Here is a 19480-nt window from a genome sequence, read left to right as displayed (position 1 = left end):
CATGTTCCTGCGCCATTGCATCACCTTTACCCTGATCGCCCTGCTGGCCGGCTGCGCCGGTTTCGGAAGCCGCGAGGCCCTGCAGGGCCACGGCGACCCGCAGCAGTGGCGCGCCCATAAAGAGCAGCTGAGCAGCCTCGACGGCTGGCAGATCAACGGCAAGGTCGGTATCCGTGCCCCACGCGACTCCGGCAGCGGCACGTTGTTCTGGCTGCAGCGCCAGGACTACTACGACATCCGCCTGGCCGGCCCGCTCGGCCGCGGCGCCGCACGCCTGACCGGCCGCCCCGGTGGCGTGGTGCTGGAGGTGGCCAACCAGGGCCGCTATGAGGCCACCAGCCCCGAAGCCCTGCTGGAAGAGCAACTGGGCTGGAAACTGCCGGTATCGCACCTGGTGTGGTGGGTGCGCGGCCTGCCTGCCCCCGACAGCAAGAGCCAGCTGACCCTGGACGGCGACAGCCGCCTGGCCAGCCTGGACCAGGACGGCTGGCAGGTGCAGTACCTGAGCTACACCGAGCAGAACGGCTACTGGCTGCCCGAGCGCCTGAAGCTGCACGGCAAGGACCTCGACGTGACCCTGGTGGTCAAGGACTGGCAGCCACGCCAGCTGGGGCACTGAGCCATGCCGACGCTGACCCTGCCCGCCCCGGCCAAGCTCAACCTCTGGCTGCATATCATTGGCCGGCGCCCCGACGGCTATCACGAGCTGGAAACCGTCTTCCAGTTCCTCGACCACGGTGACGAACTGAGCTTTGCCGTGCGCGAAGACGGCGTGATCCGCCTGCACACCGAGATCGAGGCAGTGCCCCATGACAGCAACCTGATCGTGCGCGCCGCACGCAAGTTGCAGGAACAGGCGGGTACGGCCCTGGGCGCCGACATCTGGCTGAGCAAGGTGCTGCCCATGGGCGGCGGCATTGGCGGCGGCAGTTCGGATGCCGCCACTACCCTGCTGGCGCTGGCCCACCTGTGGCAACTGGACTGGGACGAAGACCGCCTGGCGGCGCTGGGCCTGAGCCTGGGTGCCGACGTGCCGGTGTTCGTGCGCGGCCATGCAGCATTCGCCCAGGGCGTGGGCGAGCAACTGACCCCGGTCGACCCGGCCGAACCCTGGTATGTCGTGCTGGTGCCGCAAGTGTCTGTCAGCACAGTAGAAATTTTTTCACATCCACTGTTGACACGTGATTCCCTCCCCCTTAAGATGCGCCCCGTTCCCGAGGGAAACAGTCGAAATGACTGCCAACCGGTGGTAGAGCAGAATTACCCGGAAGTTCGCAACGCGCTGAATTCACTGGGAAAATTCACAGAGGCTCGACTAACCGGCACTGGAAGTTGTGTGTTTGGGGCCTTCCCAAGCAAAGCCGAAGCTGATAAAGTTCTGGCCCTTCTTTCAGCGACCCAAACAGGGTTTGTGGCGAAAGGAAGCAATGTTTCGATGTTGCATCGCAAGCTGCAAAGTCTGGTCAAGAAGTCGAGCGCATAAGCGTTCGCAGCAACAGATACAGGGGCGTCGCCAAGCGGTAAGGCAGCAGGTTTTGATCCTGCCATGCGTTGGTTCGAATCCAGCCGCCCCTGCCATTTTCCTTATACTCATCCAGGTATACCCTCAGCCTTCAGGTACTGCGCGTGTCCAAGATGATGGTCTTTACGGGGAACGCTAACCCCGATCTGGCTCGGCGTGTCGTACGTCAGCTGCATATCCCACTCGGTGACGTCTCTGTCGGTAAATTCTCCGACGGTGAGATCAGCACTGAGATCAATGAAAACGTTCGCGGTAAAGACGTCTTCATTATTCAGCCGACCTGTGCCCCGACCAACGATAACCTGATGGAACTGGTAGTGATGGCCGACGCCTTCCGCCGCTCCTCAGCATCCCGAATCACCGCCGTGATTCCCTACTTCGGATACGCCCGCCAGGACCGCCGTCCGCGTTCGGCACGTGTAGCCATCAGCGCCAAAGTCGTCGCTGACATGCTCACTGTCGTGGGTATCGACCGTGTACTCACCGTCGACCTGCACGCTGACCAGATCCAGGGCTTCTTCGATATCCCCGTCGACAACATCTACGGCTCGCCCGTACTGGTCGACGATATCGAAGACCAGCGTTTCGAGAACCTGATGATCGTCTCCCCGGACATCGGTGGCGTTGTGCGCGCACGCGCCGTCGCCAAGTCCCTGGGCGTCGACCTCGGGATCATCGACAAACGCCGTGAAAAGGCTAACCACTCCGAGGTGATGCACATCATCGGCGACGTCGAAGGGCGCACCTGCATCCTGGTAGACGACATGGTCGACACCGCCGGCACCCTGTGCCACGCGGCCAAGGCCCTGAAAGAACACGGCGCTGCCAAGGTTTACGCCTACTGCACGCACCCTGTCCTGTCGGGCCGTGCGATCGAGAACATCGAGAAGTCGGTACTGGACGAGCTGGTGGTGACCAACACCGTTCCGCTGTCCGCCGCTGCTCAAGCCTGTGACCGTATCCGCCAGCTGGATATCGCACCGGTTGTCGCTGAAGCGGTACGCCGCATCAGCAACGAAGAATCGATCAGCGCGATGTTCCGCTAACGCGGAACCCGTGTTGATGTGAAGCGCCCCGCCCCAGCATTCGTTGGGGCGGGGCTTTTTTGCCATCCCCGTCTGGCGCTGGTCGCAAACGCCTTACGGGAGGCTATTTTGGAGAAGCAAAATGACTGATTTCATCCTGAACGCCCAAGCGCGTACTGACCTGGGGAAAGGTGCGAGCCGCCGCCTGCGTCACTCCGCCAACATCCCAGCCGTTGTATACGGTGGCGATAAAGAAGCCCAATCCCTGACCATCGTGGCCAAGGAAATCGCCAAGCTGTTCGAAAACGAAGCTGCCTTCAGCCACGTTATCGAGCTGAACGTCGACGGCGCCAAGCAAAACGTCGTGGTCAAGGCCATGCAGCGTCACCCAGCCAAAGGCTTCATCATGCACGCCGACTTCGTTCGCGTCGTTGCTGGCCAGAAGCTGACCGCTGTTGTTCCAGTGCACTTCATCAACGAAGAAGCACCGGTCAAGAAAGGCGGCGAGATCTCGCACGTTGAATCGCAGATCGAAGTTTCCTGCGAAGCCAAAGACCTGCCAGAGTTCATCGAAGTTGACCTGGCCAACGCCGAAATCGGCACCATCATCCACCTGTCGGACCTGAAAGCTCCGAAAGGCGTAGAGTTCGTTGCTCTGGCCCACGGTGATGACAAAGCTGTTGCCAACGTCCACGCGCCACGCGTTGCCGCTGAAGCTGCTGACGAAGGCGCTGCCGAGTAATCCACTCGCGCGCCGGTGTTGATCGGGTTACAGTGCGCCCCGCGCCCTGTAACCCCCAACTCCAAGGAAGAGCCCCTGACGTGACCGCCATCCAGTTGATCGTCGGCCTGGGTAACCCCGGCCCCGAATACGAACAGACCCGGCATAACGCAGGGGCTCTTTTCGTTGAACGCATTGCCAGCGCCCAGCGCGTTTCGCTGACCGCTGACAAAAAATATTTCGGCCTGACGGCTAAGTTCAGCCATCAGGGCAACGACGTTCGTTTGTTGATCCCCACCACCTACATGAACCGCAGCGGCCAGGCCGTGGCGGCGTTGGCCAATTTCTTCCGCATCAAGCCGGAAGCGATCCTGGTGGCGCACGACGAACTCGACCTGCCTCCGGGCGTTGCCAAGCTCAAGCGCGGCGGCGGCCATGGGGGGCACAACGGCCTGCGCGACATCATCGCGCAGCTCGGCAACCAGAACGACTTCCACCGCCTGCGGCTTGGCATCGGCCACCCGGGCGACGCCAAACTGGTTTCCAACTTCGTCCTGGGTCGCGCGCCGCGCGCCGAGCAGGAGAAGCTCGACGCCAGCATCGATTTTGCCCTCGGCGTGCTGCCGGACGTGCTGGCCGGCGATTTCGCCAAGGCCATGCGCGAGCTGCACAGCCAGAAGGCCTGATTTCCTAGAGAGGGGAATACCCATGGGTTTCAATTGCGGCATCGTCGGCCTGCCCAACGTCGGCAAGTCCACCCTGTTCAACGCCCTGACCAAGTCTGGCATCGCGGCGGAGAACTTCCCTTTCTGCACCATCGAGCCGAACAGCGGCATCGTGCCGATGCCCGACGCGCGCCTGGCGGCGCTGGCGGAAATCGTCAAGCCTAACCGCATCCTGCCAACCACCATGGAATTCGTCGACATCGCAGGCCTGGTGGCCGGCGCGTCGAAAGGCGAAGGCCTGGGCAACAAGTTCCTCGCCAACATCCGCGAGACTGACGCCATTGCCCACGTGGTGCGCTGCTTCGAAGACGAAAACGTGATTCACGTTTCCAACAGCGTCGACCCCAAGCGTGACATCGAGATCATCGACCTGGAACTGATCTTCGCCGACCTCGACAGCTGCGAGAAGCAACTGCAGAAGGTAGCGCGCAACGCCAAGGGCGGCGACAAGGACGCCCTGGCGCAGAAGGCGATCCTGGAAAAACTGATTCCGCACTTCACCGAAGGCAAGCCAGCGCGCAGCCTGATGAAGAACATGGCCGACGACGAAAAGGCCGTCATCCGTGGCTTCCACCTGCTGACCAGCAAGCCGGTGATGTACATCGCCAACGTGGCCGAAGACGGCTTCGACAACAACCCGCACCTGGACGTGGTCAAGGCCATTGCCGAGGAAGAAGGCGCGGTGGTGGTGCCGGTGTGCAACAAGATCGAAGCCGAAATCGCCGAGCTCGAAGACGGTGAAGAGAAGGACATGTTCCTGGAGGCCCTGGGCCTGGAAGAGCCCGGCCTGAACCGCGTGATTCGCGCCGGTTACGAGCTGCTGAACCTGCAAACCTATTTCACCGCTGGCGTGCAGGAAGTTCGCGCCTGGACCGTGCGCGTGGGTGCTACTGCCCCGCAAGCTGCCGGCGTGATCCACACCGACTTCGAAAAAGGCTTCATCCGCGCCGAAGTGGTGGCCTATGACGACTTCATTCAGTTCAAGGGTGAAGGCGGTGCCAAGGAAGCCGGTAAATGGCGCCTGGAAGGCAAGGACTACATCGTCAAGGACGGTGATGTGATGCACTTCCGCTTCAACGTGTAATCGCTGAATTGCGGTACTGAAAACCCCTTGAGGCCTATGGCTTCAAGGGGTTTTTTCATGGTTTCTTTCCCGTGTTCCGTGGCCCGTGCTGGCTCCCTCGCGAGGCAAGCCCTTGCCCACAACCGCGAAGGAACCCGGGCGATCAGTACTCGCGCCGCTTGCTGAACGCCCAGCGCCCGGCCAGGAAGGTGAAGGTCGCCACCAGCGCCACCAGCAGCCAGAAACCGTTCGGGTCGTCCGCCAGCGGCACGCCACCGACGTTCATGCCGAAAAAGCCCGCGATGATGTTGATCGGCAGCGCCAGTACCGTCACCACCGTCAGGGTGAACAGGGTACGGTTGGTCTGTTCGTTGAGCTTGGCGGCGATCTCTTCCTGCAACAGCTTGATCCGCTCGCCCAGGGCGGTGAGGTCGCTGATCACCAGGGTGAACTCTTCGGTGGCCGCACGCAGCTGGCGCATGTCCTGGTCCTGTAGCCACTCCGGTGGGCGGTTGAGCAACCGCAACAGCGCCCCCGGCTCCAGCGCCAACAGGCGCTGCAAGCGCACCAGTACCCGGCGCATGCTGCTCAGCTCGGCGCGGTTGTCGCTCAGGCGCTGGGACAGCAGCTGGTCTTCGATGCGGTCGACGCTGGTGGTGGTTTCGCGCACGATCTGGGTCAGCAGGTCGCCTTGGTCGCGCAACAGGTGCACCAGCAGTTCGATGGGCGAATGGAAGCGTTCGCCGTGCTTCACCGACGAGCGCAGTTTATCCACCGAGTGCAGTGGCTGCAGCCGCGCGCTGACGAGCAGGCGGTTGCTGGCACAGGCCCACAAGGTGGACACGTCCGATGACACCATGCCGAAGTTGAACACCACATCGTTGACCACGGCCAGCAGGGTCGAGTCAGCATGCTCGATGCGCGTTGAGCGGGAGCCCTCGCGCAGGGTTTCGAAGAAGGCCTCCGGCAGCGGCAGGTGCGCGCGCAGCCAGCGCTCGCAGGCGGCGTGGGCCAGGTTCAGGTGCAACCAGAGGAATTCGTCCGGGGCCTGCGGTTCGCTGAGCTTGCGCAGCACCTGGGCCGAGTCGAGCTCGCGGCCAGGTTGGCCCGGCACGAAGGAAAAACCATAGAGCAGGCCGAACAGGTCGTGTTCCTGTTGGGGGTGAAGCGCGTGATGGCCCATTGGAACTCGCAATGCGGCAGCGGGGCGGAGATTTGCAGATTGCGCGATTGAGGTTGCAGTTCGATGACAGAATTTGTTGGCCCTGATTGACCGCAGCCCCATGAATGAATGCAGGTCCCTGATTGAACGCAGGTCCCTGTAGGAGCGAGCGCAGCTCGCGATGGGCCGCAAAGCAGCACGCCGTGATGAGCCGCGAAGCTGAAACCCTAGGGCCGCTGCGCGCCCCATCGCGAGCTACGCTCGCTCCTACCAGGTGGGTGGGCAGGCCGATGTAGCCGAGGCATCTACCAGCGGTAGGTTGCAGTCCCCAATACCGTGCGCCCGTTACCGTAGATACAACGGGTGGCGTCGTAGCAGCCGGCCACGTACTCCTTGTCGGTCAGGTTGCTGGCATTGACCGCAAACCGCCAAGGCCCGGTTTCATAATGCACGGTCGCATCCAGCAAGGTGTACGACGGCACGTTCAGCGAGTTATCCGGTGCCCCGGGGTTACGCCCGGTGTAGCGCACACCGGCGCCAAAGCCCAGGCCCTTGAGCAGCCCGTCGTGCAAGGTGTAGTCGGCCCACAGCGAGGCGAGGTTGCGCGGCGTCGGGATACTGATCGGCGTCTTGCCGTCGCTCTCGTCGTTGGCCTTGGTCACCTTCACATCCTGGTAGGTGTAGGTGGCGATCAGGTTCAGCTCATTGGACAGGCTGGCCACCCCTTCCAGCTCGATGCCACGCGCACGCACCTGGCCGGTCTGCACATCGCTGTTGGGGTGGGCCGGGTCCGGGTCGGCAGTGAGCACGTTGTTCTGGGTGATCTCGAACACCGCAGCGCTCACCGAACTGTTCGAGCCCGGCGGCTGGTACTTGATACCGGCTTCGTACTGCTTGGCTTCGGTCGGCTCGAACGGCTTGCCCTGGAAATCAGTGCCGGCGTTTGGCGTGAAACCTTCACTGTAGCTCAGGTAGGGAGCCAGGCCGTTGTCAGCCAGGTACACCAGGCCGACCCGGCCACTGAACGCCTCATCGCGGGTGCGGGCGCGGCTTTCGGAGGCCAGGCTCCAGTCATGGGTCCGGGACCGGGCCCAGTCATAACGGCCCCCCAAGGTCAGCACCCAGTGCTCGTCGAAGTGCAGCTGGTCTTGCAGGTACAGGCCGGTCTGGCGGCTGCTCTGGTGGCTGTAGCTCCAGGTGTCGGGGGTGAACTGGCTGGCGTCGACCGGGCCGTAGTCGGCGCCGCCATACAGGTCCACCGGCGTGGTCAGGATGTAGGCCTGGGGGTCGGAGGTCTGCTGGCGCTGCCAGTCCACACCGATCAGCAACGTGTGGCGAACATCGCCGGTGCTGAAGTCGGCCTGGGCCTGGTTGTCCAGGGTCCAGCGGCTGTACTTGGGGTTCTCGATGCCAGCGTAGCGCAGCAGGGTGCGGTCATCGCCATCGGGCATCTGGTAGTAGGCCGTGGTGCCTACGCCGAAGACCATGTTGTCGTTCAGGTCGAGGTGGGCATAGCGCAGGTTCTGGCGCAGTTGCCAAACGTCATTCAGGCGCGTCTCGAACTCGTAGCCGAGGCTGAACTGGGTCTTCTCGTACTTGGAGAAGTGCTTGTCGCCAGTGAAGGTATCGCGGCCGATCTTGCCGTAGGCCGAGTGCGACAGCGTACCGACTGCGGGCAGGAAGTTGTCCTGGGCGTTGGAGTCGTCGGCCAGGTAGCTGCCCAGCACGGTCAGCCGGGTTTCGTCGCTCGGTTGCCAGGTAAGTGCAGCCGAGAGTGCCTGGCGCTTGTCCTCCCAGGGCGTGTCGCGAATGTTGGCTTCGTGGCCGATGGCGGTGACGCGGTAGCTCCATACGCCCTCCTCGTCCAGCGCCCCGGTGCTGTCGATGCCCAACTGGCGACGGGCATCGGTGCCGTACTGCACCTGGATCTCGTGGCTGCTGACCGTGCTCGGGCGCTTGGACACCTGGTTGATTACCCCACCGGGGTCGCCCTGGCCGTACAACACACCCGCCGGCCCGCGCAGCACTTCGACACGCTCAAGCATGTACGGGTCGACCATCCAGCTGGCCAGGTTCACCGTGCTGGGCAGTTGCAGGCCGTCGAGGTAGGTGGTGGGCGAAAAGCCGCGAACCACGGTGTACCAGTCAGAACGGTTGTTGGCGCCGTAGGACGACACGCCAGGGGTATAGCGCAGGGCTTCGTTGACTGACTGCGCCCCTTGGGCCTCCATGCGCTCGCGGGTCACCACCGAAATCGATTGCGGGGTTTCGTGGATTGGCGTGTCGGTTTTGCTGGCGGTGACGCTGCGCTTGGCCACGTAGCTGCCCACCGGGCCCAGCGGGTTTTCGTCGCCCAGTGCGGAGATGGTTTGCGCCTGCAGGGTCACCACGCCCTCAGGGCCCGTGCGTACCAGGCGCCAGCTGCCGTCACTGCTGGCTTCTGCACCCAGGCCGGTATTGCCCAGCAGCGTTGCGAAACCGATATCCAGCGGATAATCACCGGACAGGCCACGGCTGTTCAGGCCGCGGGTCAGTGCAGGGTCGAAACTCAGCAGCACCCCAGCCTGGCGCGCATAGGCGTTGAGCGCGGCTTCCAGGCTACCGGCCGGGACTTCGAAGTGGTGGCTGGGGGCGGCCATTGCCACGCTGGCCAGGGGCAGGCTGGTGCCGAACAGGGCCATGCGCAGGGCATGGGCGAGCACCGTGGTGCGGGGGCGCAGGAGCGACGCCATGGGGGATTCCTTGAGGTGATGAGTGAAGATTGCAAGGAGGCCGAACCACGGCGGAAAAACTGCAAAAAAAATTTGCCTGTGTGGGCCTGATCGCTTCGCTCATTCATGGAGCAAAGTGTAACTATCTGATTTAAAAGTGATTTTGTAGGCGCACCGCAATTCCCTGTAGGAGCGGGCTTGACCCGCGAAGCAGGCACTGCGGTGCATGGCACCGGCTACGCCGGTGTTCGCGGGGCAAGCCCGCTCCTACATACGCGGCAGGGTTCAGGCAGGCTCCAGGCTCACCCACCACCGCGTCAAGTAACGCGCCCGCACCGGCAGGCTGCGCCCTAACGCCGCCAGCGCACGGTCAGGTTCATCCAGCGGAAACACCCCGGAAATCAGCAGGTCCGCCACTGCCGGGTCACAACGCAGAACGCCACTGCGATAGCGCCCAAGCTCAGCGCACAGCTGCGCCAGGCGCCATTGGCGCACCACCAGAAAGCCTTCACGCCAGGCCAAGGCATCTCGGTCCAGCGCCTGCACGGCGAACAGCCGCTGGCGGTCGAATCGCACCTGCTCGCCCGCTTGAATCACTGCCGCCGCGTGGGCCAGTGCCCCCGGGTGTACCGCGACGGCACCCTGCTCCACCGCCAGCAATGCACTGTCGTCGGCCAGCCGCACCGAGAAACCGGTGCCCAACGCCTGCAGGCTGCCCATGGGCGTCTCGACCCAAAATGGCCGCTCGGCGGCGTGCTTGCCGGTTTGCACCATGATTTCGCCGGCCAGCAGGCGAATGCGCCGCTGCTGGCCGTCGAATACCACGTCCAGGGCAGTGCCGCTGTTCATCTGCAGCCAGCCACCGTCAGGCAAGGGCAGGCGCCGTCGCTGCCCGGTGGCCGTGCGCTGTTCGGCCAGCCATGGCGAATCGCGCAAGCCCAGGTTAGCGCCGCCGATCAGCGCCGTGCCGCCAAGCAGCACGGCCAGGCCCTTGAGCACGGTACGGCGATCTCGCTGGCGCAAGGTCCGGCTCACCTGCGGCAATGGCATCCCGTCCAGGCGCCCATCGAACACCGCCAGGCGCTGCCAGGCCTGCTCATGGCTGGGGTGCTCGGCACGCCAGCGCACACAGGCATCGTGCTCATCGAGCGGCGCAAGGCCCGACGCCAGGCGCACCCGCCAGTCGATGGCCTGCGCCACCACATCAGCGCCAAGGTCGGCCTGGCTCATGCGTAGAGCACCCGGTAACAATGGCCGAACGCCTGGGTCATGTACTGCTGCACCGAGCTGAGCGAAATGTCGAGTTGCTCGGCGATCTGTGGATAAGTCAGCCCGTCGAGCTGTGACAGCAGAAACGCCGCCCGCACCTTTGGCCGCAGGCCATCGAGCATGCGGTCGATCTCCATCAGGGTTTCCAGCACCAGGGCGCGCGACTCCGCCGATGGCGATTCGGCCTCAGGCAACGCCGCCAGGCTGTCGAGCCAGGCACGCTCCAGGCTCTGGCGACGAAAATGATCGACCACCAGGCCCCGGGCCACCGTTGCCAGAAACGCCCGCGGCTCGCGCACGCCCTGCAAGGTATCGCGCCCCAGCAGGCGCAGGAACGTATCCTGCGCCAGGTCCGCCGCTTGGTGTTGGCACTCCAGGCGCTTGAACAGCCAGCCGCGCAGCCAGGAATGGTGGCCACGGTAAAGCTCGCCAACCTGGGCGTTGTGGGGAGAGGACGGCATGAGACACCTCGGAGCGGGTTACGCGAGGGGGGCGTTAATGCGAAGCAGTATTATTTACGGCCACACGCATTTCAATAGCCACGCCCCTCACGTTCATTTCACAACCCGCCGATAATGCTGGGCTGGACTACGTGGTGACGCAGGATCGGTCATTTCGATAAGACCAGCCGCCAGCGCTGGCTTGAGGTAGCTCTTGCTGAAAGTGGGCCTGTGCGAGAGCCCCAGGCACTGCATCAATTCGGTTGCTTTCAACGCCCTGCCTGGTGGCAAGACGTTTAACAAACGTGCTACTTGATCGGTTACTTGATCGGTTACTTGATCGGTCGAACTGGCTTCAACGAGCGCTTGGAGCAAAGCGTTCAACATGAACTCGACGAAAGGGGTTGCCTCTGCCGCCTGATCGGCAGCTGCAAGTGCTGCATAGTACCCCTCCTGTTGCTCTCGGATGACCGTTTCCACCGGCAAGTAAGCGAGCACGCTTCGCCATTGGCTGAGCAAGAGCGTCTGCCATAGCCGCCCCATGCGCCCATTGCCATCGGCAAATGGGTGTATGAACTCGAATTCATAGTGGAACACGCAACTGACGATCAACGGGTGCCATTCGCTGTGTGCTAGCCAGCGGAGCAAGTCTTGCACCAAGGTATGCACACGATTGGCCGGTGGGGCCATGTGGAGCAAGCGGGAACCTCGATAGATGCCTACCCCACCCTTGCGGAAATGCCCGGCGTCGTCCATCAAGCCGTGCATCAGCAGCGCGTGGGCAGCCAGCAGATCTGCCTGGCGCTGCGGCTGCCACGAAGGCATCGCGTCATAGGTGGCAAACGCATTGCGCACCTCCTGTATTTCGCGCGGCAGGCCCAATACTCGTTTGCCCTCCAGCAAGGCTGTCACCTGCTCGACGCTCAGCGAGTTGTTCTCAATGGCCAGCGACGCCTGGATGGTGCGAATACGGTTACCTCGACGTAGCTGAGGCGTGAGAGCATCATCCCGGTAAGCCGTCAACTGCCCCACGTACTCACTGATCTCGGCGACCAGTGCGAGCATGCGTGGCGTCACCGTCAATGGCGGCTCGTATTTACTCATTGCTGTGCTCTCTGAATCAGGGTGGACGCCGACGTTTGAGGCCACCTTAGCCACTGCGCGAACCTGGGTAAAGCAAGCCCGGCGCTTGGTTTACAAATTCCTGAACTAATTATTTTCCCCCAGCGATTTTTCCCCTCGCCAACCACCACCAGAATCGCTTCACCACAATCACAATAACCGTGAGGCCACTCCCGTGGACCAGACACTCCAGGTACGGCAGGCCGCTGCCGACCTCGTAGCCGCCTTTGCCAGCAACGACACCGCCCGCTACTTCGCCTGTTTCAGCGAAGGCGCCACCTTCCTCTTCCACACCCTCGCACAACCGCTGCTGTCGCGCCGTGCCTATGAAGACCTCTGGGCACAATGGCAGGCCGATGGCTTTGCCGTGCTCGGTTGTGAATCCAGCAACGTGCAGGTGAGCCTGCAGGGCGAGGTGGCGATCTTCATGCATGACGTGGCCACCCATATCCGAATTGCCGGTGAAACACACCAGCTGGCCGAGCGCGAAACCATCGTGTTCCGCCGCCACGGCGAGCGCTGGCTGGCGTGCCACGAGCACCTGTCGGTCGTGACTGCAGCCTGATTCGAATTCAAGCGGCCTTGCCGCACTGCCATCGCATCCACAAGAAGGCCCGCGCACCGCGACGGGCCTACAACAACCGCGCTGGAGCCTCACCATGAGCCAATCGACCGGTATCGAAACCAATGGCGTCGAACAGATCCCCGACGATCAACGCGACGCCTCCCCGCTGGACCTGTTCCGCCTGATATTCGGCGGTGCCAACACCTTCGCCACCGCCGTGCTGGGCAGCTTCCCGGTGCTGTTCGGACTGTCGTTCCAGGCGGGGGTCTGGGCGATTCTGCTCGGCGTCGGCGTGGGCGCGCTGATTCTTGCGCCAATGGGCCTGTTCGGCGCGCTCAACGGCACCAACAACGCGGTGTCGTCGGGCGCGCACTTCGGCGTGCACGGGCGCATCGTCGGCTCGTTCCTGTCGCTGCTGACCGCAGTGGCGTTCTTCTCGCTGTCGGTGTGGAGCTCCGGCGATGCCCTGGTCGGCGGCGCCAAGCGCCTGGCCGGGCTACCGGAAACCGACCTGACCCTGGGCCTGGCCTATGGCCTGTTCGCGGTGCTGGTGCTGGTGGTGTGCATCTTTGGCTTCCGCTTCATGCTGTGGGTCAACAAGATTGCCGTATGGGCCTCCAGCCTGCTGTTCCTGCTGGGCATCTTCGCCTTTGCCGGGCCATTCGACGCGGGCTTTGCCGGCAGCGTCAACCTCGGCCAGGCGGGCTTCTGGGCGGCGTTCGTCGGCGCGGCGATCCTGGCCATGAGCAACCCGGTGTCGTTTGGCGCCTTCCTCGGTGACTGGTCGCGCTACATCCCGCGGCAAACGCCGAAGGCCCGCATCATGCTGGCAGGGATCGCCGCCCAGGTGGCCACGCTGATCCCGTTCCTGTTCGGCCTGTGCACCGCCACCCTGGTGGCCAGCCAGGCGCCGGACTACATCGCCGCCAACAACTACGTCGGCGGCCTGCTGGCGGTGGCGCCAAGCTGGTTCTTCCTGCCGGTGTGCCTGATTGCCGTGATCGGCGGCATGTCCACCGGCACCACCGCGCTGTATGGCACGGGCCTGGACATGTCCAGCGTGTTCCCGCGCCTGCTCAGCCGCGCCGGCGCCACCTTGCTGATTGGCGTGCTGGCGATCGCCTTCATCTTCATTGGCCGCTTCACCTTCAACCTGGTGCAAAGCGTGTCGACCTTTGCCGTGCTGATCATCACCTGCACAAGCCCCTGGATGGTGATCATGATCCTTGGCCTGATCACCCGCCGCGGCTTCTACCACGCCGATGACCTGCAAGTGTTCACCCGTGGCCAGCGCGGCGGGCACTACTGGTTCAGCCACGGCTGGAACTGGCGCGGCATGGGCGCGTGGATTCCCAGTGCGATGGTCGGCCTGTGCTTCGTCAACCTGCCGGGGCAGTTCGTTGGCCCGCTGGGCGAACTGGCCGGCGGCATCGACCTGAGCCTGCCGGTCACCCTGGGCATCGCCTGCGTGCTGTACCTGCTGCTGCTCAACCTGTTCCCTGAACCTGCTGGCGTCTACGGCCCCAAGGGCCCGCGCTGGGTGCGCTGCAAAAGCGCCCCACGCACGCCGGTAACCTCTGCCGAAATGGCCTGACTGGATACCGACCATGACCACCTCCCACTACATTGCCGGCCGTTGGGTCGAAGGCCAGGGCAGCGACTGCATCAGCGTCAACGACCCGGCCCTGGGCCTGCCTTTCGCCGAACTGATGGCCGCCAGCGTCGCCCAGGTAGACCAGGCCGTCGCGGCCGCTCGTGCCGCCCTGCCTGCCTGGAAGAACGTCAGCGCCAGCGAGCGCGCAGCCGTGCTGCGTGGCTTTGCCGAACAGCTCGGTGAGCGCCGTGAAGCGCTGATCACGCTGCAGATGCGCAACAACGGCAAGCCACGCCATGAGGCCGAAATCGACCTGGACGACGCAATCGCCACCTTCGCCTACTACGCAGGCCTTGCCGAGCAATTGCCCGGCAAGAACCGCGATGTGCCGCTGGCCGCGCCGGGCTTCAGCGCCCGCACCCGGCTGGAGCCGGTGGGCGTGGTCGGCCTGATCGTGCCGTGGAACTTCCCGCTGGTGACCAGCGCCTGGAAGCTCGCCCCCGCCCTGGCCGCAGGCTGCACCGTGGTGCTCAAGCCCTCGGAGGTGACCCCACTGATCGAGCAGGCCTACGGCCAGATCGCCGATGCCCTGGGCCTGCCCGCCGGCGTGCTGAACATCGTCAACGGCAAGGCGGAAACCGGCGCCGCGCTGAGCAACCACAGCGGCCTGGACAAGCTGTCGTTCACCGGCAGCAACAGCGTTGGTAGCCAAGTGATGCGCAGCGCCTCGGCGCAGTGCCGGCCGGTAACCCTGGAGCTGGGTGGCAAGTCGGCAATCGTGGTGTTCGATGATTGCGCCCCGGACCAGGCGGTGGAGTGGATCGTCGCCGGCATCAGCTGGAACGCCGGGCAGATGTGCTCGGCCACCTCGCGCCTGCTGGTGCAGGACGGCATTGCCGATGTGCTGCTGCCGCGCCTCCAGGCCGCACTGGACAACCTGCGGGTCGGCAACCCGCTGACTGAAGAAGTCGACATGGGCCCGCTGACCAGCCAGGCGCAGTGGCTGAAAGTGGCCAGCTATTTCGCCACGGCGCGTGAAGAAGGCTTGCAGTGCCTGGCCGGCGGCCAGGTGCTGGAGCGTGAAGGCTGGTTCGTCAGCCCCACGCTGTACGCCGATGTGCCGAAGGAGAGTCGCCTGTGGACCGAGGAGATCTTTGGCCCGGTGCTGTGTGCACGGCGCTTTGCCACCGAGGCCGAGGCGGTTGCCGAGGCCAACGACAGCCGCTTCGGGCTGGTGGCCACGGTGTGCTCTGCCGACCTTGAGCGCGCCGAACGGGTGGCCGATGCGCTGGAGGTTGGCCATGTGTGGATCAACTCGGTGCAGGCGGTGTTCGTCGAAACCTCGTGGGGTGGTACCAAGGGCAGCGGCATTGGTCGCGAGCTGGGGCCTTGGGGGTTGTCGGCTTATCAGTCGGTGAAGCATGTGACGCGATGCCTGGGGTGATGGCCTAGGGGTGTCCGCCGCGCCATCTTTGGCGCCTGGGAGATCGAGCGCCGCCCGCGCGGCGCTTCGCGAGCTGCGCTCGCTCCTACGTTTGTTTCGGGCCAGTGAGTCCTGGGGGATTGGCGCGCGAACGCCTTGGCGCATGGCGCGATATCGCGTCGTACCAACAAGGCGGTCGCGCGCGCCTGCCACAGGCGTTACTGGCCAAAAACAAACGTAGGAGCGAGCGCAGCTCGCGAAGCGCCGCGCGGGCGGCGCTCGATCTGCCAGGCGCTGAAGCACTCAAGACGAATATACAGCGCCCCCGTGACTTTCCCTCCCCCACCCAAAGTCCCACTCCCTGGTACCCCCACAATCACAACACCAGGCCGGACCACCATGCACCCTCAACGCACCGCCTTGCACAACGAGTTGCACGCCCGCCCGTCGCTGTACTTCGACGGCCCGGCGCATGTCTTCCACCTGGCCCTGCTCGGCGGCGATGCAGCGTGCGCCGCGCTGCTGCAACGCTGCTGCCCGGAGCCGATCGACGCCGAGGCCGCCCAGGGCATCACCCGCCTGGACGGCCACCCGTTCAAATGGGAACGGCACACCGAGTTCTTCACCCTGACGCTGGTGGTACCCTGCGCCGCCGACAACATCGACTGGCAAGCACTACCGCCAGTGCTGGCCGAGGCCATCGCGCCGCAGGCTGCCCAGGTGATCAACGCGGTTCAGGTACTGGTGCGCGGCGAACAGGCGCTCGACCTGCCCCACTACGGTTTCAAGGACCCCTGCGGCTCCTGCGTCGGCGGTGGCGATGCCACGGTGTGGAGCGATTTTCGCCTGACCGAGGACGGCACCAACCGCTTCCTGTTCATCAACCGCCGCCTCAATGCCTACCGCCAGGGCCGCATGATCCGCCGCCTGCTGGAAATCGAAACCTACCGCATGATGGCCTCGCTGACCCTGGCCACGGCCAAGGCCCTGAGCCAGGAACTGGACGCCTTCGACAAAACCCTGGTGCAGCTCTCGGAACGCAGCGCCGGGGGCGATGGGCATGACTCCAAGGCCCTGCTCGAAGCCATCGCCCACCTGTCGCGGCAAGTGGTCAGCCGCACGGTGAAAACCCGCCACCGCTTCGGCGCCACCCAGGCCTATGCGCAACTGGTGTTCGAGCGCCTGGGCGAACTGCGTGAAAGCCACGTGGGTGACTGCCAGCGCCTGGGGGTGTTCATCGAGCGCCGGTTCAAACCCACCGTGCGTTACTGCGCAGCGACCGAGCAGCGGCTGGAACAACTGGCGAAGAACGTCGCCAACCTGGGCGACCTGCTGCAGGCGCGGGTGCAGGTGGAGATGGAAGAGCAGAATGCCGGGATCCTGCGCAGCCTCAATGCCCGGGCCGACGCCCAGGTGAAGATCCAGCGGGCGGTGGAGGGCCTGTCGATCATTGCCATCACCTACTACCTGCTGAACCTGTTCAAGCTGCTGTATGGCGGGCTGAATGTGCTGGGGCTGGAGTTGACCGCGCGCGATGCGCTGCTGGGGATGGCGCCGCCGGTGTTGCTGGTGTTGTTGGTGATATTGCTTAGGATTAGGCAGGCTAAGCAGCATTGAGGCGCAGGGCTGCTTTGCAGCCCATTCGCGGGGCAAGCCCGCTCCTACAGGGATTTGCATTCGCTTGTAGGTGCGGGCTTGCGCCGGCTTCACACCGGCTCGCCGGCCGGGCGCGCGCCGTCCTGCAACAGCAACATGCTCTGCGGCGAAGACAAGGCAATCCCCTCATCGCGCAAGCGCCCAAGAATGGTGAACAACAAGTCGCTGCGCGTGCTCGACACCTGCCGCGGCCCGGCCACATAACCGCTCACCGCGATCACCATGCCACTGGCCGTCAGGTCCTTGAACGACACCGAACAGGCCGGCGCATCCAGAATCGCCTCATGCTCGTGGTACGCCGCCAGCAACAGTTCGCGCACCCGGTTGGCATCGGTTTCCAGCGGCAGGGTCAGGCTGATGCCGACCACGCCCAGGGCATTGCCCATGGTCACGTTGCGCACGTTCTGCGAAATGAACTGGGAGTTGGGCACGATCACCGTCGAGCGGTCGGACATCTGGATCTCGGTGGCCCGCACGTTGATGCGGCGGATGTCACCCTCGACCCCGGCCAGGCTCACCCAGTCCCCCACCTTCACCGGGCGCTCGGTGAGCAGGATCAGGCCGGAAATGAAGTTCTGCACGATCTGCTGCAAGCCGAAACCGATACCCACCGACAACGCACTGACCACCCAGGTCAGGCTGGTCAGGTTGATGTGCAGGGTCGACATCACCATCATGGCCAGGAACAGGAAGCCCAGGTAGCCCACCAGGGTCACCAGCGACGCACGCATGCCGGCATCCATGTCGGTTTCCGGCAACAGGCGCTCGCTGAGCCAGCGCTTGACCACGCGGATGCCGAATAGGCCACCGAGCAGCATCGCCAGCGCTATCAGGATGTCCTGGGGCACGATGTTGAGGTTGCCCAGCAGCTTGCCACCGGTGCCGTCCCAGTCGCCCAGGCTCAGCAGCAGTTCACCGGGGCTGGTGCCCGAGGGCATCAGCGCCAGCAGCACGGCCAGGAACAGCAGTACGGTGCGGCTGATACCGACCAGAATGGTGCTGGCCTGGGCCTGGTGGCGCGGCGCCAGGCCCAGGTTCGAGGCCAGCGCCAGGCCACCCGGCTGGCGCGGCGACAGCAGCGCCTCGCAGAGGTCGCTGAGGAAGGTGGTGAGCAGGTACGCGCACACCGCCACCACGCTGATCCACAGCAGCTTGGCGGTGAGGAAATAGGCCAGGGTCAGGTAACCGGCCAGCAGCGCCAGCACGATCAGCCCGACCCACACCACGCTCACGAACGGAATCAACCCGGCCCACCCGGTCGGGCGTGCCAGTTCGTGCTTGCGCCGGGTGCGACGGTAGCGCAGCAAGGCTGTGGTGAAGATCGCCGACACCACCAGGGCGGTCAGGCCATTGGTGGCCACGGTCAGCGCCAGGCTGGTGCCGATCACGCTATTGATGCGCTCCATGGTCAGCATGACCATCAACGCCAGTGCCAGCGCCTTGGGGAACCAGCCGAGCGCGTGGGCCACTTCGTCATGGATCGGCGGCAGGCGCCAGGACGGGCGCTGCAGCATCAGCATGGCGCGGCCAAGGCCGGTGATGAAGGCGCTGAACACCACCAGGGTAAGGATATGGTTGGTCAGGCTGGCAATGTCCGAGCCCAGTTCCGCGCTGCTTTCAAGGCCCCAGCGCAGCAACGACACGGAACCGGAAATGGTGCCCAGGGTAGCCAGGCTCACGCTCAGGGCCAGGGCGCTGCGGCGCAGCCTGCCCTCTGGCAGGCGGTGCACCATGGTGCTGGCCAGCAGCCGTTCGAGCAGGCCGCGCACCACGGTCCAAACCAGTACCGCCGCTACCAGGCTGGCGATGAACAACCAGCGGTGGTCGGCGCTGAAGGCGCTGGCCACGGCATCGGCGGCCTCGCCGCGCAGATCGCCCAGGCGCTGCACATCATCGCTGGTGGGACGGATCAGGCTCTGCCAGAACGCCGGGCTCAGCGGGGTTTGCGCACGGCTGAGGATCTGCGAGTTGAACTGGCTGCGGCGCAGGTTGACGATCTGCGTGGACAGGTCACGGGCCGACTGCATCAGCTTGGTGGCCTGGTCCTGCTGGGTGACCAGGGCCTTTTTCTCGGCATCCAGTTGCTGGCGCTGGCGGGTCAGGCTCTCGGCTTCGTCCGGCTGCACCGGGCCGAGCACTTTGAGCTTGTCGTCGAGCTTTTCCACATCGGCGCTGCGCAGGGCACTCAAGGCATCGGCCTGGCGCTGCACCTGCACGGCGGCCATGCGCAACTGCGACAGCACGTCGTCGTTGGCGCTACTGGTCACGCCCTGGCGGATCTGGTCGAGCCGGTCGCTCAACTGCTCATAACTGGCGTTTTCGTCCAGCACGGGCATTTCGGCGGCGGCAAGGCTGGACACCGGGGTGGCCGGGGCCGACCAGGCCGGGGTAACCACCACCAGCATCAGGGCTAGAAAGCCCAGGTAAAAACGGGCAAGGCTGACACGCCTCATCGAATGTTCCTCTTTACATCGCGATCAGG

At 64.3% G+C, this 19480-nt stretch carries 16 protein-coding genes and 1 tRNA gene; 11 read left to right on the top strand and 6 right to left on the bottom strand.

What is annotated here, in order from left to right; all coding sequences use genetic code 11:
• Nucleotide 1: 1 nt before the first annotated feature.
• From lolB to ychF, 7 genes are all read left to right on the top strand, one after another.
• Entirely contained in the window at nt 2–619 is a 618-nt protein-coding gene (gene lolB, locus F3J44_RS19535) for a lipoprotein insertase outer membrane protein LolB (protein ID WP_167275174.1), read from the top strand.
• Between the two features lie 3 nt (nt 620–622).
• Nucleotides 623–1483: a 4-(cytidine 5'-diphospho)-2-C-methyl-D-erythritol kinase gene (gene ispE / locus F3J44_RS19530; RefSeq protein WP_167275171.1), complete on the top strand. Its 861-nt coding sequence runs from the start codon at nt 623–625 to the stop codon at nt 1481–1483.
• A gap of 20 nt (nt 1484–1503) precedes the next feature.
• Nucleotides 1504–1578, top strand: a tRNA-Gln gene (locus F3J44_RS19525).
• Nucleotides 1579–1626: 48 nt separating this feature from the next.
• The gene (locus F3J44_RS19520; RefSeq protein WP_003247410.1) at nt 1627–2568 is read left to right on the top strand and encodes a ribose-phosphate pyrophosphokinase; all 942 of its coding nucleotides are present in this window, start codon (nt 1627–1629) and stop codon (nt 2566–2568) included.
• 121 nt (nt 2569–2689) lie between these two features.
• Nucleotides 2690–3289, top strand: a complete 600-nt coding sequence (locus F3J44_RS19515; protein WP_167059006.1) for a 50S ribosomal protein L25/general stress protein Ctc — start codon at nt 2690–2692, stop codon at nt 3287–3289.
• 80 nt (nt 3290–3369) lie between these two features.
• Complete coding sequence (pth, locus tag F3J44_RS19510; protein ID WP_009686183.1) at nt 3370–3954, top strand: aminoacyl-tRNA hydrolase; 585 nt, start codon at nt 3370–3372, stop codon at nt 3952–3954.
• 22 nt (nt 3955–3976) lie between these two features.
• Nucleotides 3977–5077, top strand: coding sequence for a redox-regulated ATPase YchF (ychF, locus tag F3J44_RS19505; protein WP_167059009.1), 1101 nt, complete (start codon nt 3977–3979; stop codon nt 5075–5077).
• Nucleotides 5078–5219: 142 nt separating this feature from the next.
• On the opposite strand, the gene F3J44_RS19500 is transcribed toward ychF, so the two are convergent.
• From F3J44_RS19500 to F3J44_RS19480, 5 genes are all read right to left on the bottom strand, one after another.
• Nucleotides 5220–6239 (bottom strand): transporter, encoded by a 1020-nt coding sequence (locus F3J44_RS19500; protein WP_167059013.1) that lies wholly within the window; start codon nt 6237–6239, stop codon nt 5220–5222.
• Between the two features lie 284 nt (nt 6240–6523).
• On the bottom strand, nt 6524–8950 hold the full coding sequence (locus F3J44_RS19495) for a TonB-dependent siderophore receptor (RefSeq protein WP_167275169.1): 2427 nt from the start codon (nt 8948–8950) through the stop codon (nt 6524–6526).
• Nucleotides 8951–9214: 264 nt separating this feature from the next.
• Nucleotides 9215–10159, bottom strand: coding sequence for a FecR domain-containing protein (locus tag F3J44_RS19490; RefSeq protein ID WP_167275166.1), 945 nt, complete (start codon nt 10157–10159; stop codon nt 9215–9217).
• Nucleotides 10156–10659, bottom strand: a complete 504-nt coding sequence (locus F3J44_RS19485; protein ID WP_167059025.1) for a sigma-70 family RNA polymerase sigma factor — start codon at nt 10657–10659, stop codon at nt 10156–10158. Before F3J44_RS19485 ends, F3J44_RS19490 begins: the two co-directional genes overlap by 4 nt.
• A gap of 93 nt (nt 10660–10752) precedes the next feature.
• The gene (locus F3J44_RS19480; protein ID WP_167275163.1) at nt 10753–11742 is read right to left on the bottom strand and encodes a Fic family protein; all 990 of its coding nucleotides are present in this window, start codon (nt 11740–11742) and stop codon (nt 10753–10755) included.
• Nucleotides 11743–11935: 193 nt separating this feature from the next.
• On the opposite strand from F3J44_RS19480, the gene F3J44_RS19475 reads away from it, so the two are divergent.
• From F3J44_RS19475 to F3J44_RS19460, 4 genes are all read left to right on the top strand, one after another.
• Nucleotides 11936–12325, top strand: a complete 390-nt coding sequence (locus F3J44_RS19475) for a nuclear transport factor 2 family protein (RefSeq protein ID WP_167275161.1) — start codon at nt 11936–11938, stop codon at nt 12323–12325.
• 94 nt (nt 12326–12419) lie between these two features.
• Complete coding sequence (locus tag F3J44_RS19470) at nt 12420–13919, top strand: cytosine permease (RefSeq protein ID WP_167275158.1); 1500 nt, start codon at nt 12420–12422, stop codon at nt 13917–13919.
• 13 nt (nt 13920–13932) lie between these two features.
• On the top strand, nt 13933–15363 hold the full coding sequence (locus F3J44_RS19465; RefSeq protein WP_167275157.1) for an aldehyde dehydrogenase family protein: 1431 nt from the start codon (nt 13933–13935) through the stop codon (nt 15361–15363).
• A 378-nt stretch (nt 15364–15741) separates the two neighbouring features.
• The gene (locus F3J44_RS19460; protein ID WP_167275154.1) at nt 15742–16959 is read left to right on the top strand and encodes a DUF3422 domain-containing protein; all 1218 of its coding nucleotides are present in this window, start codon (nt 15742–15744) and stop codon (nt 16957–16959) included.
• An 89-nt stretch (nt 16960–17048) separates the two neighbouring features.
• Here F3J44_RS19460 and F3J44_RS19455 read toward each other — a convergent pair whose 3' ends face one another.
• Nucleotides 17049–19451 (bottom strand): DUF3772 domain-containing protein, encoded by a 2403-nt coding sequence (locus tag F3J44_RS19455; RefSeq protein WP_167275152.1) that lies wholly within the window; start codon nt 19449–19451, stop codon nt 17049–17051.
• Nucleotides 19452–19480: the final 29 nt, after the last annotated feature.

This window comes from Pantoea sp. Tr-811, from assembly GCF_011752535.1.
In the GTDB taxonomy this organism is placed as follows: domain Bacteria; phylum Pseudomonadota; class Gammaproteobacteria; order Pseudomonadales; family Pseudomonadaceae; genus Aquipseudomonas.
The sequence above is the reverse complement of the archived record's forward strand: the minus strand, read 5'-3'. Positions and strand labels throughout refer to the sequence as shown.

What these genes read in the sequence shown, in the direction of transcription:
- lolB (WP_167275174.1), top strand. Translation starts at nt 2, where the DNA reads ATGTTCCTGCGCCATTGCATCACCTTTACCCTGATCGCCCTGCTGGCC.
- ispE (WP_167275171.1), top strand. Translation starts at nt 623, where the DNA reads ATGCCGACGCTGACCCTGCCCGCCCCGGCCAAGCTCAACCTCTGGCTG.
- F3J44_RS19515 (WP_167059006.1), top strand. Translation starts at nt 2,690, where the DNA reads ATGACTGATTTCATCCTGAACGCCCAAGCGCGTACTGACCTGGGGAAA.
- ychF (WP_167059009.1), top strand. Translation starts at nt 3,977, where the DNA reads ATGGGTTTCAATTGCGGCATCGTCGGCCTGCCCAACGTCGGCAAGTCC.
- F3J44_RS19500 (WP_167059013.1), bottom strand. Translation starts at nt 6,239, where the DNA reads ATGGGCCATCACGCGCTTCACCCCCAACAGGAACACGACCTGTTCGGC.
- F3J44_RS19495 (WP_167275169.1), bottom strand. Translation starts at nt 8,950, where the DNA reads ATGGCGTCGCTCCTGCGCCCCCGCACCACGGTGCTCGCCCATGCCCTG.
- F3J44_RS19490 (WP_167275166.1), bottom strand. Translation starts at nt 10,159, where the DNA reads ATGAGCCAGGCCGACCTTGGCGCTGATGTGGTGGCGCAGGCCATCGAC.
- F3J44_RS19485 (WP_167059025.1), bottom strand. Translation starts at nt 10,659, where the DNA reads ATGCCGTCCTCTCCCCACAACGCCCAGGTTGGCGAGCTTTACCGTGGC.
- F3J44_RS19480 (WP_167275163.1), bottom strand. Translation starts at nt 11,742, where the DNA reads ATGAGTAAATACGAGCCGCCATTGACGGTGACGCCACGCATGCTCGCA.
- F3J44_RS19470 (WP_167275158.1), top strand. Translation starts at nt 12,420, where the DNA reads ATGAGCCAATCGACCGGTATCGAAACCAATGGCGTCGAACAGATCCCC.
- F3J44_RS19465 (WP_167275157.1), top strand. Translation starts at nt 13,933, where the DNA reads ATGACCACCTCCCACTACATTGCCGGCCGTTGGGTCGAAGGCCAGGGC.
- F3J44_RS19460 (WP_167275154.1), top strand. Translation starts at nt 15,742, where the DNA reads ATGCACCCTCAACGCACCGCCTTGCACAACGAGTTGCACGCCCGCCCG.
- F3J44_RS19455 (WP_167275152.1), bottom strand. Translation starts at nt 19,451, where the DNA reads ATGAGGCGTGTCAGCCTTGCCCGTTTTTACCTGGGCTTTCTAGCCCTG.